This window comes from Immundisolibacter sp. (assembly GCF_028696615.1).
Taxonomy (GTDB): Bacteria; Pseudomonadota; Gammaproteobacteria; order Immundisolibacterales; family Immundisolibacteraceae; genus Immundisolibacter.
Genome location: NZ_JAQVGQ010000044.1, coordinates 1 through 15,084, shown reverse-complemented (window position 1 = coordinate 15,084; position 15,084 = coordinate 1). Strand labels below are relative to the sequence as shown.

Here is a 15,084-nt window from a genome sequence, read left to right as displayed (position 1 = left end):
ATGCCGGTCTCGCCCGGGAACACGTCGTGCAGCGACTTGCCGGCGTCTTCCTCGAGGTGCGCGCGGGTGATGCCGATGCGCTTTTCGATGCCGTCGACGCTGATGTCGAGGTGGCCGCCGGCCACGATCGGCAGCTCGTACTGGCTGATCTGGTAGCCCTTGGGCAGGTCCGGGTAGAAGTAGTTCTTGCGCGCGAACACCGAGCGCGGCGCGATCTGCGCGCCAATCGCCAGGCCGAAGGTGATGGCCATGGCCACCGCCTCGCGATTGAGCACCGGCAACACGCCCGGCAGCGCCAGATCGACCGCGCAGGCCTGCGTGTTCGGCTCGGCGCCGAACGCCGTGCTGGCGCCCGAGAACAGCTTGCTGCGCGTGGCGAGCTGGCAGTGCACCTCGAGCCCGATGACCGCTTCCCAGTCACTCATCTCACACCTCCGGCGGGCGGCGCAGGTGCCAGTCGGTCACCTGCTGGTAGCGGTGGGCGACGTTCAGCAGGCGCGCCTCGTCGAAATCGCGGCCGATCAGCTGCAGGCCGACCGGCAGACCCTGCACCCGCCCGCAGGGCACGGACAGCGCCGGCAGTCCGGCCAGATTCGCCGCGATGGTGTAGATGTCCGACAAATACATGGCCACCGGGTCGTTCTGCTTCTCGCCCAGGCGAAACGCCGGCTGCGGCGTGGTCGGCGCGGCGATCACGTCGACCTGCTCGAAAGCGGTCAGAAAATCGTCGCGAATCAGCCGGCGCACGCGCTGCGCCTTCAGGTAATAGGCGTCGTAGTAGCCGGCCGACAGCACGTAGGTGCCGATCAGGATGCGCCGCTTGACCTCGGCGCCGAAGCCCTCGCTGCGGCTGCGCTGGTACAGATCGAGCAGGTCCTTGGGCTCGGCGCAGCGATAGCCGTAGCGCACGCCGTCGTAGCGGGCGAGGTTCGACGAGGCCTCGGCCGGCGCCACCACGTAGTACGCCGGCACCGACAGCGGCGTGTGTGGCAGGTCGATGTCCACCAGGTGCGCGCCCTGGCGCTCGAGTTCGGCGAGCGCCGCGCGCACCGCGTCGCCCACCCCGCCGTCGAGGCCGGCATCGAAATACTGCGCCGGCAGACCGATGCGAAGACCCGTCAGTGGCTGGTACAGCGCCGCCGAGTAGTCCGGCACCGGCCGGTCGATGCTGGTCGAGTCGCGCGGGTCGAAGCCGGCCATGGCCTGCAGCAGCAGCGCCAGATCGGCCGCCGAGCGCGCCATGGGACCAGCCTGGTCCAGCGAGGACGCAAACGCGATCATGCCGTAGCGCGACACGCGCCCGTAGGTGGGCTTGAGGCCGCAGATGCCGGTCAGCGCCGCCGGCTGACGGATGGAGCCGCCCGTGTCGGTGCCGGTGGCGGCGCTGCAAAGACCCGCCGCCACCGCCGCCGCCGAGCCGCCGCTGCTGCCGCCCGGCACGCGCGTGAGGTCCCAGGGGTTGCGCACCGGGCCGTAGAACGAGGTCTCGTTCGACGAGCCCATGGCGAACTCGTCCATGTTGGTCTTGCCGAGCATCACCGCCCCGGCGGCGGCCAGGCGCTCGACCACGGTGGCGTCGTAGGGCGCGATGAAGTTGTCGAGCATGCGAGACGCGCAGCTGGTGCGCACCCCATCGGTGCAGAAGATGTCCTTGTGGGCGATCGGGATGCCGGCCAGCGGCGGCGCGTCGCCGGCGGCGAGCGCCGCATCGGCGGCGTCGGCGGCCGCCCGCGCCGCCTCGGCGGTGACCGTGAGGTAGGCATTCAGCGCGCCGTTGCGCGCTTCGATGCGCGCCAGATACGCCTCGGTCAGCTCGCGCGCCGAGTACTCGCGCCGGCGCAGCGCGGCGACCTGTTCGGTCAGGGTCTCATCGAGCATGGGAGGCTGGCCTTGGGGTGTAAACTGTGCTCATTCGATGACTTTCGGCACCCGATACAGGCCGTCCTGCACCGCCGGTGCAATGGCCTGGAAGCGGCGCCGCTGGTCGGTTTCGGTGACCTCGTCGGCGCGCAGGCGCTGGCTGGCCTCGATCGGATGCGCCAGCGGCGGCACCCGGTCGGTGTCGGCCTGCCCCAGCTGCGCCACCAACGCCAGAATGGTGCTCAGTTCGCCGGCATAGGCGGTCAACTGGTCGGCGGACACCTCGATTCGGGCCAGATGCGCCACCCTGCGGACCTCGTCGCTGTTTATCGACACACTGCTTCCTCGCCGCTGGTTGTGATCGCCGCAGGCCGTTGCTAGATTGCGGCGCCGCGGCACTTTCGTTGCCCTTCCAATACCTTAGAGGCCGGTCGGACCCACCGATGTTCAAAAAACTGTTCGGGCTATTTTCGAGCGATCTTGCCATCGACCTTGGCACCGCCAACACGCTGGTGTCGGTGCGCGGACGCGGCATCGTGCTGCAGGAGCCGTCCGTGGTGGCCATCCGTCACGGCGCCAGCACCAACGGTCGCAAGGTGATCCAGGCGGTGGGTATCGAGGCCAAGCGCATGCTCGGTCGCACGCCGGGCAACATCACCGCCATCCGGCCGCTGAAGGACGGCGTGATCGCCGATTTCTACGTCACCGAGAAGATGCTGCAGCACTTCATCCGCAAGGTGCACGAGCGCGGATTTTTCCGCCCGAGCCCGCGCGTGGTGGTGGGCGTGCCGTGCGGGTCGACGCAGGTGGAACGCCGCGCCATCCGCGAATCGGCGCTCGGCGCCGGGGCGCGCGAAGTATATCTAATCGAGGAACCCATGGCCGCCGCCATCGGCGCCGGCCTGCCGGTCAGCGAGGCCACCGGCTCGATGATCATCGACATCGGCGGCGGCACCACCGAGATCGCCGTCATTTCGCTCAACGGCCTGGTGTATTCGGAGTCGGTGCGCATCGGCGGCGACCGCTTCGACGAGTCGATCGTCAACTACGTGCGCCGCAACTACGGCACGCTGATCGGCGAGACCACCGCCGAGACCATCAAGCACCAGATCGGCTCCGCCTACCCCGGCGACGAGGTGCGCGAGATCCAGGTCAACGGCCGCAACCTCGCCGAGGGCGTGCCGCGTAGCTTCACGCTCAACAGCAACGAGGTGCTGGAAGCCCTGCAGGACCCGCTGCACGGCATCATCGCCGGCCTGCGCAAGGCGCTGGAACAAATCCCGCCCGAGCTGTCGGCGGACGTGGCCGAGCGCGGCATGGTGCTCACCGGCGGCGGCGCGCTGCTGCGCGGCATCGACCGGCTGTTCTCGGAAGAAACCGGCCTGCCGGTGGTGGTCGCCGACGAGCCGATGCTGTGCGTGGCGCGCGGCGGCGAGATGGCGCTCGACTTCATCGACCAGGTGACCGACATCTTCGACGAGGAATGATCGGCCGCGCGCCCGGCGCGCCATTTCCGGTTTGCTGACATGGCTAGGCTGTTCCGGCGTCGCCCGTCGCTGGTGTCGCGCCTGCTGCTGGCGGTGCTGGCGGCGCTGCTGCTGCTGTTCCTGGACCAGCGCACTGATCGGTTGGTGCCGCTGCGCGGCGCGCTGCTGACCGCGCTGCATCCGCTGCAGCAGGCGGTCGACCTGCCATTTCGCATGTATGCCTGGTGCGCCGACAACCTGCGCGAGCGGGCCGCGCTGCGGGCCGAGGCAGCGGCGCTGCGCGAGCAGAACCTGCTTCTCAAACTGCGCGTGCAGGCGCTGGATGCCCTTCAGGCCGAGAACCGTCGCCTGCAGGCGCTGCTCGACTCGCTCGCCCGCACCCCGCAGCCGCTGCGCGCGCTGATCGCCAGCACGATCAGGGTCGGTCTCGATCCGTACATCGGCCAGATCGAGATCGACAAAGGCTCCCTGCAGGGCGTGTTCGTCGGCCAGCCGGTGCTCGACGCCGACGGCGTGGTGGGACAGGTGGCGCACGTGGCCGCCCAGACCAGCCAGGTGCTGCTGATCACCGACGCCCGGCACGCCATTCCGGTCAAGTCGGTGCGCAGTGGCGTGCGGGCCATCGCCGTCGGCCGCGGGCCGAGCGGCGAGCTGGACCTGCCTTACCTGCCCAACCATGTCGACATCGAGGTGGGCGATGCGCTGGTCACCTCCGGCCTCGACGACGTGTTCCCGCCGGACCTGCCGGTGGCCACCGTCAGCGTGGTGAACCGCATCGGCGAAGGCGAATTCGCCGACATCCGGGCCGTGCCGCGCGCGCGCCTGGACCGCACCCAGGAAGTGCTGCTGGTGTGGCCGCCGCAGGCGACACCCCTGCATGGGGCGGGCGACACGCCGGCACCGACACCGTGACCGCCGCGCCGATCACGCCGCGCTTTACGGTCATCGCCGCCAGCCTGCTGGTGGCCGGCCTGCTGACGCTGGCGCCGCTGCCAGAATGGGCCAGCGCCTGGCAGCCGCCGTGGCTGACGCTGACGCTCGCCTACTGGTGCCTGGCCCACCCGGAGCGGGTCGGCATCATGGCCGCGTTCCTGCTCGGCCTGCTGCAGGATGCGCTCACCGGCGCGCCGCTCGGCCAGCACGCGCTGGCGCTGCCGGTGGTGGCGGCCGGCGTACTGGCGGTGCACCAGCGCCTTCGCGTGCTGCCACTGCTGCAGCAGGCGCTGCTGCTGGCGCCGCTACTGGTGCTGCAGCAAGCCGTGCTGGGGCTGGTCACCGGCAGCAGCGGCCGGCCGGTCACCGCCACCGTTCTGCTGCCGGCGATCAGCGGCACGCTGCTGTGGCCATGGCTGTTCCTGGCGCTGCGCGAGCTGCGGCGCGGCGGACGCTGAAACGATGGCGCGCCGCCACCAGACCATCAAGGACCCGGCCGCCGAGCTGCGCCTGTTCCGTCGCCGCGCCTGGCTGCTGCTGGCGGTGATGGCGCTGGCCGGCGTGGGCTTGCTGGCACGCCTGACCTTCCTGCAGGTGCTGCAGCACGACCGCTATGCCACCGCCTCGCGCGACAACAGCATCCGCGCCGAGGTGATCGCCCCGGCGCGCGGGGTGATCACCGACCGCAACGGCGTGCTGCTGGCCGAGAACGTGTCCAGCTACAGCCTGTACGTGACGCCGGAGAACGTGCCCGATCTCGACGCCACCCTCGCCGCGCTGGCGCAGCGGATCGAGCTGCGCCCGGCCGACCTCGAGCGCTTCGCCAGCCTCAGGCGCGGCCGGCCGCGCTTCGAGGCGCTGGTGCTGCGCCGGCACCTCGACGAGACCGAGGCGGCGCGGTTTGCCGTGCAGCGGCATCGCTTTCCGGGCGTCGAGCTGCGCGGTGACCTGTCGCGCCACTACCCGCAGGGCGCGCTCACGGCGCACGTGGTCGGCTACGTCGGGCGCGTCAGCGAGGCCGAACTGGCCGACGCCAGCGCCGAGCAACGCGCCAGCGACAGCATCGGCAAGACCGGCATCGAGAAGTCCTACGACACGCTGCTGCAGGGCCGGGTCGGCTACCAGCAGGTGGAAGTCGACGCCCACGGCCGGCGCCTGCGCGTGCTCGACCGCATCCTCGCCCGGCCCGGCACGCCGCTGCGCCTGAACCTGGACGTCGGGCTGCAGCGCGCTGCGCGGGCCGCCCTGGCCGGCCGCCCGGGGGCGGTGGTGGCCATCGACCCGCGCGACGGCGCCGTGCTGGCCATAGTCAGCGAACCCTCCTTCGATCCCAACCTGTTCGTGGGCGGCATCGGCAGCGACGACTACCGGCGCCTGACGGACGACCCGCTGCGGCCGCTGCTCGACCGGGCGCTGCGCGGCCTGTACCCGCCGGGGTCGACCATCAAGCCGTTCATGCTGCTGGCCGGCCTGCACGTGGGCGCGATCACGCCGTCCGATCACGTGTGGTGTCCGGGCTGGTACACGCTCGGCAGCTCCAGTCACCGCTACCGCTGCTGGCAGCGCAGCGGACACGGCCGGGTGGATGCGCTGCGCGCGGTGGCGCAGTCGTGTGACGTGTATTTCTACGAGCTGGCGCTGCGCCTGGGCATCGAGCGCATGCATGCCGAGCTTGGCCGTTTCGGCTTCGGGCGGCTCACCGGCATCGACCTGCCCGGCGAGCTGGCCGGCGTGCTGCCGTCGCCGGAATGGAAGCGCCGCACGCGCAAGGCCCCCTGGTACCCGGGCGAGACGCTGATCGCCGGCATCGGCCAGGGCTACGACACCGCCACCGCCTTGCAGCTGGCGCAGGCCACGGCACTGCTCGCCAGCCGCGGCGCGGCGCCGCCGGCGCGCGTGGTGCCACCGCCGCTGGGCCGGCCGCCGGCGCACACCGGCGAGGTGCCGAGCATTGCCGCCGAGCACTGGCAGACGGCGATCGACGCCATGCGCGCGGTGGTGTCCCCCGGCGGCACGGCCTACAAAGCACTGGCCGGCGTGCCCTACAGCGCAGCCGGCAAGACCGGCACGGCGCAGGTGTTCGGCCTGTCGCAGCGCCCCGACGACCGCGGCCGCAACGCCCCGCGACATTTGCAGGATCATGCCTTGTTCATCGCCTTCGCGCCGGTCGAGGCGCCACGCATCGCGCTGGCCGTGATCGTCGAGAACGGCGGCTCGGGCAGCGGCACGGCGGCGCCGCTGGCGCGCCAGGTGCTCGACGCCTGGCTGCAGCCCACGCAAGCCCCCACACCACCCCCAGACACGACACCATGAACCGCTGGCTCGCCCTGCTGCGGCAGGTGAACATCGACTGGCCGCTGCTGCTCGGCCTGCTGGGCGTATGCGGCATCGGTCTGCTGCTGGCCTACAGCGCCGGCGGCGGCGCGCTGTCGGCGCTGCAAAGCCAGGGACTGCGCGTGGCGCTCGGCCTGCTGCTGCTGGTGCTGGCGGCGCAGGTGCCGGTCGGCTGGCTGCAGCGCCTGGCGGCGCCGCTGTACCTGCTCACGCTGGCGCTGCTGGTGGTGGTGGATGCGGTCGGCGCCATCGGCCAGGGCGCGCAGCGCTGGCTCGATCTTGGCGTGCTGCGCTTTCAGCCGTCCGAGCTCGCCAAGCTCGCCGTGCCGATGATGGTGGCCCGTTACCTGTCGGACCGGGTGCTGCCGCCGGCGCCGCGCGACGTGCTGGTCAGCGTGGCCCTGGCGCTGGCGCCGGTGGTGCTGATCGCCGCCCAGCCGGACCTGGGCACCGCGCTGCTGGTGGCGGCGGCCGGGTTGTCGGTGCTGTTCCTGGCCGGTCTTGGCTGGCGGCTGATCGGCGCCTTCGTCGCACTGGCCGCCGCCGCCGCGCCGCTGCTGTGGCTGTTCGGCATGCACGACTACCAGCGCCAGCGGGTACTGACGCTGTTCGACCCCGAGCGCGACCCGCTCGGCAGCGGCTATCACATCATCCAGTCGACCATCGCCATCGGCTCGGGCGGGTTCTACGGCAAGGGCTGGCTGCAGGGCACGCAGACGCGCCTGCACTTTTTGCCGGAAAGCGCCACCGACTTCGTGTTCGCCGTGTTCGGCGAGGAGTTCGGCCTGCTCGGCGCCATCGGCCTGCTGCTGCTGTACGGCTTTATCATCGGCCGCGGCATGCACATCGCCATGCAGGCCAGCGACGGCTTCGGGCGGCTGTTCGCCGGCGGGCTGGTGTGCACGTTTTTCGTTTATGTTCTGGTCAACATCGGCATGGTCAGCGGCATTTTCCCGGTGGTCGGGGTGCCGCTGCCGCTGGTCAGTTACGGAGGCACGTCCATGGTCACCCTGATGCTCGGTTTTGGCATGCTCACGGGCATCCGCGCCCACCGCAAACTGTGGCCGGCGTGAGGCGCCTCGCCGCCGCGCTGCTGGCGCTGGGCCTGGCCGGGCCGGCAGCCGCCGTGCCGCTGGCCGAGCATCCGCCGCTGCAGGCGCTGATCGACGAAATGGTCCGCCAGGACGGCTTCGAGCGCGCCGCGCTCGAGCGCCTGTTCGCCGACGCCGCCTTCCAGCAGAGCATCATCGACGCCATCACCCGGCCGGCCGAAAAACTGCCCTGGTACCGCTACCGGCCGATCTTTCTGACCGAACAGCGCATCGCCGGCGGCGTCGAGTTCTGGCGCGCCCACGCCGCCGACCTGGCGCGCGCCGAACGCGAGCACGGCGTGCCGGCGGCGGTGATCACCGCCATCATCGGCGTCGAGACCCGCTACGGCGCCGTCACCGGCCGTTACCGGGCCATCGACGCGCTGACCACGCTCACCGTGGCCGGCCTGCCGCGCAGTGCTTTCTTCGGCCGTGAGCTGCGCGAGCTGCTGCTGCTGGGGCGCGAACAGCGCCTGGACCTGGCGGCGCTGAGCGGCTCCTACGCCGGGGCGCTCGGGCTGCCGCAGTTCATGCCGTCGAGTTATCGGGCCTACGCGGTCGATTTCGACGCCGACGGCCGGCGCGACCTGCTCGGCAGCCCGGCCGATGCCATCGGCAGCGTGGCCAATTACCTGCGCCGGCACGGCTGGCAGCGCGGCGAGCCGATCAGCGTGCCGGCCGCGGTGGCGCCGGCCGCCACCGGCCTGGCGGCGAGCGATCCCAAGCCCGAACTGACACTGGCCGAGCTGCGCCGCCGCGGCGTGCTGGCCGAGGCCAGGGTGGCGCCCTCGCTGAAGGCGGCGCTGATCCGCCTCGACGCCGAGCACGGCGACGAATATCACCTCGGCTTCCAGAACTTCTACGCCATCACCCGCTACAACCACAGCCCGCTGTACGCGATGGCGGTCACCCAGCTGGCGGCGGCGATCGGTGAACGGCGGGCGAGCACACCCTGAAACCGGCCGGGCGTGCGCCTGGCTGGCGCTGCTGCTGATGGCGCTGCTGGCCGGCTGTGCCGGCCCGGGTCCGCGCCCGGCGCCGGACTTTCGCCGCGACGGCCCGCCGCTGTCGGCGGTGGACATCAATGCCATCCCGGACGCGGTGCCGCGGGCGGAACCCCTGTGCCGGCCGTGCCTGAAGCCGTATGAGTTCGAAGGCGTCACCTACCGGCCGCTGGCCAGCGCCGCCGGCTACCAGGCGCGCGGCATCGCCAGCTGGTATGGGCGCGAGTTCCACGGCCGCCCGACCGCCAACGGTGAGCGCTACGATATGCTGGCCATGACCGCCGCTCACCCGATCCTGCCCATCCCGAGCTACGCGCGCGTGACGAACCTCGCCAACGGCCGCAGCGTGGTGGTGCGCATCAACGACCGCGGCCCGTTCAAACGCAACCGGCTGATCGACCTGTCCTACGTGGCGGCCGCCAAGCTGGGCTTGGTCGGCAACGGCAGCGGATGGGTCGAGGTGCGCGCCGTGCTGCCGGGCGCGCCCGCCACGCCGCGGCTGATGGTCGCCGACGACGAACCGCCGTCGGGCGCTGCGGTCTATCTGCAGGTCGGCGCCTTCGGCGAGGCGGCGGCCGCGCAGCGCCTGGCCAGCCGCCTGCGCCAGGAGGACCTGGCGCCGGTCAGCGTGCAGCCGGCCGGCCACGACGGCCCGCTGCACCGGGTGCGCCTGGGACCCCTGGCGCCGGCCCGGCTGCAGACGATCGTCGCCCGGCTGGGCGCGCTCGGTCTGCCCTCGCTGCGCGTGCCGGCACCCTGACCCGAACCCACACCAGCAAAAACCCCGACAACCCGCCGGCCGCTGCCCGCCAGCGGCCCGCCATCCGACACAAGGTCACCATGCCATCGCGATCGTCCCTCGCCCGCCACGCCTTCGGCGTGCTGTTCCTGTTCGCCGGCGCCGCCGGCGCCTTGCCGGTGCCCAGCGCCCCGCAACTGCCGGCGCGCAGCTACGTGCTGTACGACTACAACACCGGTCAGGTGCTGGCCGCCAAGGACCCCGACGCGCCGCATCCGCCGGCCAGTCTGACCAAGATCATGACCGCCTACGTGGCGTTCGATGCCCTCAAAAAGGGCGACCTCAAGCTCGACGAGGAAATCACCATCAGCCACGACGCCTGGCGCACCGGCGGCTCGCGCAGCTTCATCGACCCCGGCAAGCCGGTGCCGGTCGAGGTGCTGATCCACGGCGTGCTCACCCAGTCCGGCAACGACGCCACGCTGGCGCTGGCCGAACACATGGCCGGCACCGAGGCGGCGTTCGTCGACCTCATGAACGCGCAGGCCAAGCGACTCGGCCTCACGCACACCCATTTCGTGAACGCCCATGGCCTGCCGGCGGACGACCACTACACGAGCGCGCTCGACATGGCGCGCCTGGCGGCGGCCACCATCCGCGACTTCCCGGACTACTACCCCTGGTATTCGCTGAAGTCGTTCACTTGGAACAACATCACTCAGCCCAACCGCAACCGGCTGTTGTTCTGGGACAAGAACGTCGACGGCCTGAAAACCGGCTTCACGGATGCCGCCGGCTACTGCCTGGTGGCCTCGCGCAAGGCCGACGACATGCGCCTGATCGCCGTGATCATGGGCAGTGCCAGCGAACGCACGCGTTTTCAGGAAGCACAGGCGCTGTTCAACTGGGGCTTCCGCTTCTACGAAACCCACCGCCTGTACCCAGCCGGCGAGAAACGCACCGACGCGCCGGTGTTCGGCGGCCAGGAGCAGGCCGTGCCGCTGGGTCTGGCCGAGGATTTGTACGTGACCGTGCCGCGCGGCAAGTACGACGAGCTGGCGGCGTCGGTCGAAGTGGCGCCGCGCCTGATGGCGCCGGTGGCCAAGGGCTCGGTGCAGGGCACGCTGCGCGTCAAGCTCGGCGACGAGGTGCTGATCGAGCGCCCGCTGGTGGCGCTGGCGGACGTCGGCGAGGGCAATTTCATCCGCCGCGCCATCGACGCCGCGCGGTTGTGGTGGCAGGAGTAAACCGATGCCCGCGACGCTGCCGCACGACGCCGACATCACGGTTTACCTCGACGGCGACTTCCTGCCGCTGTCGCAGGCGCGCATCCACCCGCTCGACCGCGGTTTCATCTACGGCGACGGCGTGTACGAGGTGATCCCCGCCTACGGCGGGCATTACCTGCGCCTGGACGCGCACATCGCGCGCCTGGAGCGCAGTCTCGCCGAGGCGCGCATCGGGAATCCCCACACCGCGGCGCACTGGGCGGACGTCCTGACCGAGCTGCTGGCGCGCCACGGCGGCGGTGATGCGTCGGTGTATCTGCAGGTCACGCGCGGCGTGGCGCCGCGCGATCACGCCTTCCCGGACTGCCCGCCGACCGTGTTCGCCATGCCGCGGCCGCTCAAACCCGTGCCGGCGGCGCAGGTCGAGGGCGGCCTGCGCGCGCTGAGTCTGGCCGACATCCGCTGGCAGTGGTGCCAGATCAAGTCCATCTCGCTGCAGGGCGCCGTGCTGCTGCGCCAGCAGGCCATCGACGCTGGCGCCGACGAGGCGATCCTGCACCGCGGCCGCTGGGTCACCGAGGGCGCCGCCGCCAACGTGTTCGCCGTCATCGACGGCGCCGTGGTGACGCCGCCGCCGAGCAACTGGCTGCTGCACGGCATCACCCGCGACCTGGTGCTGGAGCTCGCCGCGCAGGTGGACCTGCGCGTCGACGAGCGCCCGCTGCGCCTGAAGGAACTGCTGGCGGCGGACGAGATCTGGCTGTCGAGCTCCACCAAGGAAGTGCTGGCGGTGACGCAGCTCGACGGCGCGCCGGTCGGCGACGGCCGGCCGGGGCCGGCCTGGCGGCGCGTGTGGGACGCCTATCAGGCCTTCAAGGCCGATCTTCGCGCGCAGTGAGCCTGCGCCTGCGGCGGCGGGGCCGCGTGGACTACGCCGCGTGTCTGGCGGCCATGCAGGAGTTCACCGACCGGCGGGACGCCGACACGGCCGACGAGCTGTGGCTGGTCGAGCACCCGCCGGTGTTCACGCTGGGTCTGGCCGGTGAGCCCCGGCACGTGCTGGACGCCGGCGACATCCCGGTCGTGCGCTGCGACCGCGGCGGGCAGGTCACCTACCACGGCCCGGGTCAGGTGGTGCTGTACGCGCTGCTCGACCTGAACCGCATGGGACTTGGCGTGAAGGCGCTGGTCACCACGCTCGAACAGGCGGTGATCGACCTGCTGGCCGGGCTCGACATCGCCGCCGAGCGGCGCCCCGGCGCGCCCGGCGTGTACGTGGCCGGCGCCAAGATCGCCGCGCTGGGCCTGCGCGTGCGGCGCGGCTGCTGCTACCACGGCCTGAGTGTCAACGTAGCGATGGACCTCGCGCCGTTCGGCCGCATCAATCCGTGCGGCTATGCGGGTCTCGCCGTGACGCAGTTGCGTGATCTGGCCCCGGCGGAGGCCGATTCCGAGCGGGTCGGCGCGCAACTCGCCGCGCAGCTCGCGGCCCTGCTGGGTCAGCCGCTGGTCGCGGCCGACTGAGGAACGAACGCCGGATCGTCGAGACCACAGGCCGCCGTGGTGAACAAGTGCTTGAGCGGCGCCGCGAAATCCACCGCCCGCAGTCCCGCGCCGCGCAACACGCGCAGCGGCGGCGCCTTCGTCGTGAACAGCCGATGCAGCCCCACGATGGCGCGCACCACTGGCAGGTCCTGGCTGCGCCGCGTGCGCTCGTAGGCGCGCAGCAGGTGATCCTGCCCGGGATCGCGCCCCGCGCGCAGCGCGTCCCTCACCGCCGCCGCGAGCTGCGCGGCGTCACCGAGCCCGAGATTGGCACCCAGACCCGCCAGCGGGTGCACCACGTGCGCGGCGTCGCCCGCCAGCGCCAGGCGCGGGCCGACGTAGCGCGCCGCCTCGCGCCCGCACAGCGCAATCACCGCCCGCTCGCCGACCGCGCCGATGGCGCCCAGGCGCTCCCCGAAAGCGGCGCCGAGTTCCCGCGCAAACTCATCCGCCGGCAGCGCCGCCAGCCGCTGCGCTTCGGCTGGTGTGGTGGACCAGACGATCGACGAGCGCCCGTCCGCCAGCGGCAGAAAAGCGAGAGGCCCGGTCGGCAGAAAACGCTGGCGGGCGGTGTCGCCGTGCGGGCGCTCGGTCGCCACGTGGCACACCAGCGCGCACTGCCGAAACGGCTCATCGATGGCCGCGATGCCGGCGCGAAGACGCAGCGGCGAGGCACCACCGTCGGCCCCGACCAGCAGCCGCGTGGTGAGCTGCCGGCCGTCGGCGAGGCGCAGGCGCACGCCGCCCGCCTCGACCTGCCAGTCGTCCCACTCGGCCGGCGCCAGCAGGCGGGCGCTCGGCAACTGCGAAAGACGCGCGTGCAAGGCGGCGACCAGCGCGCGGTTCTCGACGATGTGCCCAAGCCACGGCGCCCCGATGTCGGCGCTGTCAAAACCGATGCGCCCGACGGACGACGCATCCCACACCTCGATGCGGCCGAACGGCGCGCGGCACGCCGGCGGAATCAGGTCCCAGGCGCCGAGCCGCATGAGCCAACCCGCCGCCGCCGCATGGATGGCGCTGACGCGCACGTCGAGTGCCTGGCCGGCGCGGGGCAGCGGCGGCGGCGTGGCGCGGTCCAGCAGCGCCACCGGCACGCCGGCATCGGCCAGCGCCAGCGCGAGTGCCGCGCCGGTGATGCCGGCGCCGACGATCAGCACCTCGGCATCGGTCACGGCCAAAGCCCCCGTTGCAGGCGGTTCTGCGGGCCGGCCAGGCCCATGGCGTGGCGCATCAGGCGGCGCTTGACCGGCGCCAACAGATCCAGCACCGCCAAGCCCGCGCTGCGCGCCAGCAGCCACGGCGGCGCGGGATTCTCGAACAGGCGCGGCAGCCAGCCGGTGATGGTTCGAAAGCGCCGCCAGTCGGATTCGCGCGCACGGCGATAGGCGGCAAGCAACGCATCCGTGCCCGGATCGGTGCCGGCGGCCTCGGCCAGCAGCCCGGCCAGTGTGGCCACGTCGCGCAGACCGAGATTGAAGCCCTGCGCGGCGATCGGGTGCAGCGTGTTGGCGGCATTGCCGATGGCCAGCACCCGCTCGCCGGTGGCCGGCACGGGCCAGCTTTCGGCAAGGCGCACGCTGCGCGGCTCGGCCAGCGCGACGAAACGCCCGGCCCGCCAGCCGAAGGCATCCTGGGCGATCGGCGCCAGAAGTCGCGCCGGCAGCGCGGCCAGATCCTCGGCCCGCTCGTGCGGCAGGGTCCACACCAGCGTGTAGTCGGCCGCGCCCGGCCCCGGCAGCAGCGCCATCGGCCCGCCGGCACCGAAGCGCTCGTGCGCGAGACCCGCGTGCGGGCGGTCGCAGGCGAGGCGCGCCAGCAGCACGCTGTCCGGCAGTTCCTGGTGATGACGCGGCAGGCCGGCCAGGCGGCAGACGGTCGACTCGCTGCCGTCGGCGGCCACCAGCAGGCGCGTGCGCACGACGGTGTCGCCATCTGCACCGCTCAGCGTCACGGCCAGCGCCTCGTCGCCAGGCGCGAGCGCGCTCACCGCCGCCGCCCGGGGCTCGATGCCGAGTTCCGCCGCTCGTGCCAGCAGCGCCCGCTGCAGCAGCCGGTCGCCCACCACCCAGCCGAGCGCCGGGGCGCCGACCTCGCGCGCCGCCATGCGCGTGACGCCGGGCGCGCCGCGCTCGGTGACTTCGAGCCGCCGGATGGCGGTGGCGTGGTCAGCCAGCGCCGGCCACACGCCAAGCCCCTGCAGGATGCGCTGGCTGCCGAGCCCGAGCGCCAGCGCGCGCCGGTCGGCGCCTTCGGGCGCCGGCGCGGCGTCGGTCAGCACCACGCGCAGCGCAAGCGGCGCCAGCGCCGCCGCCAGCGCCGCCCCGGCCGGCCCGGCGCCGGCGATCAGCACCTCGCAGTCGGCGTTCACGCGCCGGCCATCAGCGCTTCGATGTCGGCGACCGACTTCGGCACGCCGCCGGTGGTGATCTCGCGCCCGCGGCGGGTCACCAGCACGTTGTCCTCGATGCGGATGCCGATGTCCCACCACTCTTTGCCCACGCCCGGCGTGCCGGCGGCGATGTAAAGGCCCGGCTCGACGGTGGTGACCATGCCGGGCTCGAACACGCGCCAGGCATCACCCAGCTTGTACTCGCCGACGTCGTGCACGTCCATGCCGAGCCAGTGGCCGGTGCGGTGCATGTACATGGGCCGGTAGGCGCCCTCGTCGATGAGCTGTTTGAGCTCGCCCTTCAAGATACCCAGGCGCAGCAGGCCGGCGGTGAGCACCTCCACCGCCGCCTCGTGCGGCTCGTTCCAGTGGTTGCCGGGGCGCACCTTGTCGATGGCGGCGTGCTGGGCGTCGAGCACGATCTCGTACAGCGCCCGCTGCTGCGGACTGAAGCGGCCGTTCACCGGAAA

At 72.1% G+C, this 15,084-nt stretch carries 15 protein-coding genes and 1 pseudogene; 10 read left to right on the top strand and 6 right to left on the bottom strand.

Annotated elements, in window-relative coordinates; genetic code table 11:
* The 3 genes and pseudogenes from gatB to gatC form a co-directional block, all read right to left on the bottom strand.
* Positions 1–425: pseudogene (gatB, locus tag PHC73_RS04775) on the bottom strand (Asp-tRNA(Asn)/Glu-tRNA(Gln) amidotransferase GatCAB subunit B); the annotation flags it as partial.
* Between the two features lies 1 nt (position 426).
* Positions 427–1,878, bottom strand: a complete 1,452-nt coding sequence (gatA, locus tag PHC73_RS04770; protein WP_300125092.1) for an Asp-tRNA(Asn)/Glu-tRNA(Gln) amidotransferase subunit GatA — start codon at positions 1,876–1,878, stop codon at positions 427–429.
* Between the two features lie 30 nt (positions 1,879–1,908).
* Positions 1,909–2,196: an Asp-tRNA(Asn)/Glu-tRNA(Gln) amidotransferase subunit GatC gene (gene gatC, locus PHC73_RS04765; protein ID WP_300125089.1), complete on the bottom strand. Its 288-nt coding sequence runs from the start codon at positions 2,194–2,196 to the stop codon at positions 1,909–1,911.
* Positions 2,197–2,303: 107 nt separating this feature from the next.
* On the opposite strand from gatC, the gene PHC73_RS04760 reads away from it, so the two are divergent.
* The 10 genes from PHC73_RS04760 to lipB all read left to right on the top strand — a co-directional run bounded on the left by PHC73_RS04760 (position 2,304) and on the right by lipB (position 12,201).
* Positions 2,304–3,347, top strand: coding sequence for a rod shape-determining protein (locus tag PHC73_RS04760; protein ID WP_300125086.1), 1,044 nt, complete (start codon positions 2,304–2,306; stop codon positions 3,345–3,347).
* A 39-nt stretch (positions 3,348–3,386) separates the two neighbouring features.
* On the top strand, positions 3,387–4,259 hold the full coding sequence (gene mreC, locus PHC73_RS04755; protein ID WP_300125083.1) for a rod shape-determining protein MreC: 873 nt from the start codon (positions 3,387–3,389) through the stop codon (positions 4,257–4,259).
* Complete coding sequence (gene mreD / locus PHC73_RS04750) at positions 4,256–4,738, top strand: rod shape-determining protein MreD (protein WP_300125080.1); 483 nt, start codon at positions 4,256–4,258, stop codon at positions 4,736–4,738. The genes mreC and mreD overlap by 4 nt, the downstream gene beginning before the upstream one ends.
* 4 nt (positions 4,739–4,742) lie before the next feature.
* A complete protein-coding gene (gene mrdA / locus PHC73_RS04745) occupies positions 4,743–6,593 on the top strand; it encodes a penicillin-binding protein 2 (protein WP_300125076.1) in 1,851 nt (616 codons plus the stop codon).
* Complete coding sequence (rodA, locus tag PHC73_RS04740) at positions 6,590–7,687, top strand: rod shape-determining protein RodA (RefSeq protein ID WP_300125073.1); 1,098 nt, start codon at positions 6,590–6,592, stop codon at positions 7,685–7,687. The genes mrdA and rodA overlap by 4 nt, the downstream gene beginning before the upstream one ends.
* The gene (gene mltB, locus PHC73_RS04735) at positions 7,684–8,661 is read left to right on the top strand and encodes a lytic murein transglycosylase B (protein WP_300125070.1); all 978 of its coding nucleotides are present in this window, start codon (positions 7,684–7,686) and stop codon (positions 8,659–8,661) included. Before rodA ends, mltB begins: the two co-directional genes overlap by 4 nt.
* Positions 8,636–9,469: a septal ring lytic transglycosylase RlpA family protein gene (locus PHC73_RS04730; RefSeq protein WP_300125067.1), complete on the top strand. Its 834-nt coding sequence runs from the start codon at positions 8,636–8,638 to the stop codon at positions 9,467–9,469. The genes mltB and PHC73_RS04730 overlap by 26 nt, the downstream gene beginning before the upstream one ends.
* A gap of 80 nt (positions 9,470–9,549) precedes the next feature.
* Positions 9,550–10,695, top strand: coding sequence for a D-alanyl-D-alanine carboxypeptidase family protein (locus PHC73_RS04725; protein ID WP_300125065.1), 1,146 nt, complete (start codon positions 9,550–9,552; stop codon positions 10,693–10,695).
* Positions 10,696–10,699: 4 nt separating this feature from the next.
* The gene (locus PHC73_RS04720; protein ID WP_300125062.1) at positions 10,700–11,575 is read left to right on the top strand and encodes a D-amino acid aminotransferase; all 876 of its coding nucleotides are present in this window, start codon (positions 10,700–10,702) and stop codon (positions 11,573–11,575) included.
* Complete coding sequence (gene lipB / locus PHC73_RS04715; RefSeq protein WP_366949800.1) at positions 11,572–12,201, top strand: lipoyl(octanoyl) transferase LipB; 630 nt, start codon at positions 11,572–11,574, stop codon at positions 12,199–12,201. Before PHC73_RS04720 ends, lipB begins: the two co-directional genes overlap by 4 nt.
* On the opposite strand, the gene PHC73_RS04710 is transcribed toward lipB, so the two are convergent.
* The 3 genes from PHC73_RS04710 to PHC73_RS04700 all read right to left on the bottom strand — a co-directional run.
* Positions 12,177–13,397, bottom strand: coding sequence for a UbiH/UbiF/VisC/COQ6 family ubiquinone biosynthesis hydroxylase (locus PHC73_RS04710; protein ID WP_300125057.1), 1,221 nt, complete (start codon positions 13,395–13,397; stop codon positions 12,177–12,179). The two genes, lipB and PHC73_RS04710, sit on opposite strands and share 25 nt — an antisense overlap.
* Positions 13,394–14,593 carry an FAD-dependent monooxygenase gene (locus PHC73_RS04705; protein WP_300125056.1) on the bottom strand — a complete coding sequence of 400 codons (1,200 nt, stop codon included), beginning with the start codon at positions 14,591–14,593 and terminating at the stop codon, positions 13,394–13,396. The genes PHC73_RS04710 and PHC73_RS04705 overlap by 4 nt, the downstream gene beginning before the upstream one ends.
* The coding region (locus tag PHC73_RS04700) for a M24 family metallopeptidase (RefSeq protein WP_300125053.1) at positions 14,590–15,084 on the bottom strand (495 nt) is incomplete at its 5' end. The genes PHC73_RS04700 and PHC73_RS04705, both read right to left, overlap by 4 nt.

Excerpts from the sequence above, each read along its gene's own strand:
- mrdA (WP_300125076.1), top strand. The coding sequence starts at position 4,743 with ATGGCGCGCCGCCACCAGACCATCAAGGACCCGGCCGCCGAGCTGCGC.
- mreC (WP_300125083.1), top strand. The coding sequence starts at position 3,387 with ATGGCTAGGCTGTTCCGGCGTCGCCCGTCGCTGGTGTCGCGCCTGCTG.
- rodA (WP_300125073.1), top strand. The coding sequence starts at position 6,590 with ATGAACCGCTGGCTCGCCCTGCTGCGGCAGGTGAACATCGACTGGCCG.
- gatA (WP_300125092.1), bottom strand. The coding sequence starts at position 1,878 with ATGCTCGATGAGACCCTGACCGAACAGGTCGCCGCGCTGCGCCGGCGC.
- PHC73_RS04720 (WP_300125062.1), top strand. The coding sequence starts at position 10,700 with ATGCCCGCGACGCTGCCGCACGACGCCGACATCACGGTTTACCTCGAC.
- PHC73_RS04760 (WP_300125086.1), top strand. The coding sequence starts at position 2,304 with ATGTTCAAAAAACTGTTCGGGCTATTTTCGAGCGATCTTGCCATCGAC.
- PHC73_RS04725 (WP_300125065.1), top strand. The coding sequence starts at position 9,550 with ATGCCATCGCGATCGTCCCTCGCCCGCCACGCCTTCGGCGTGCTGTTC.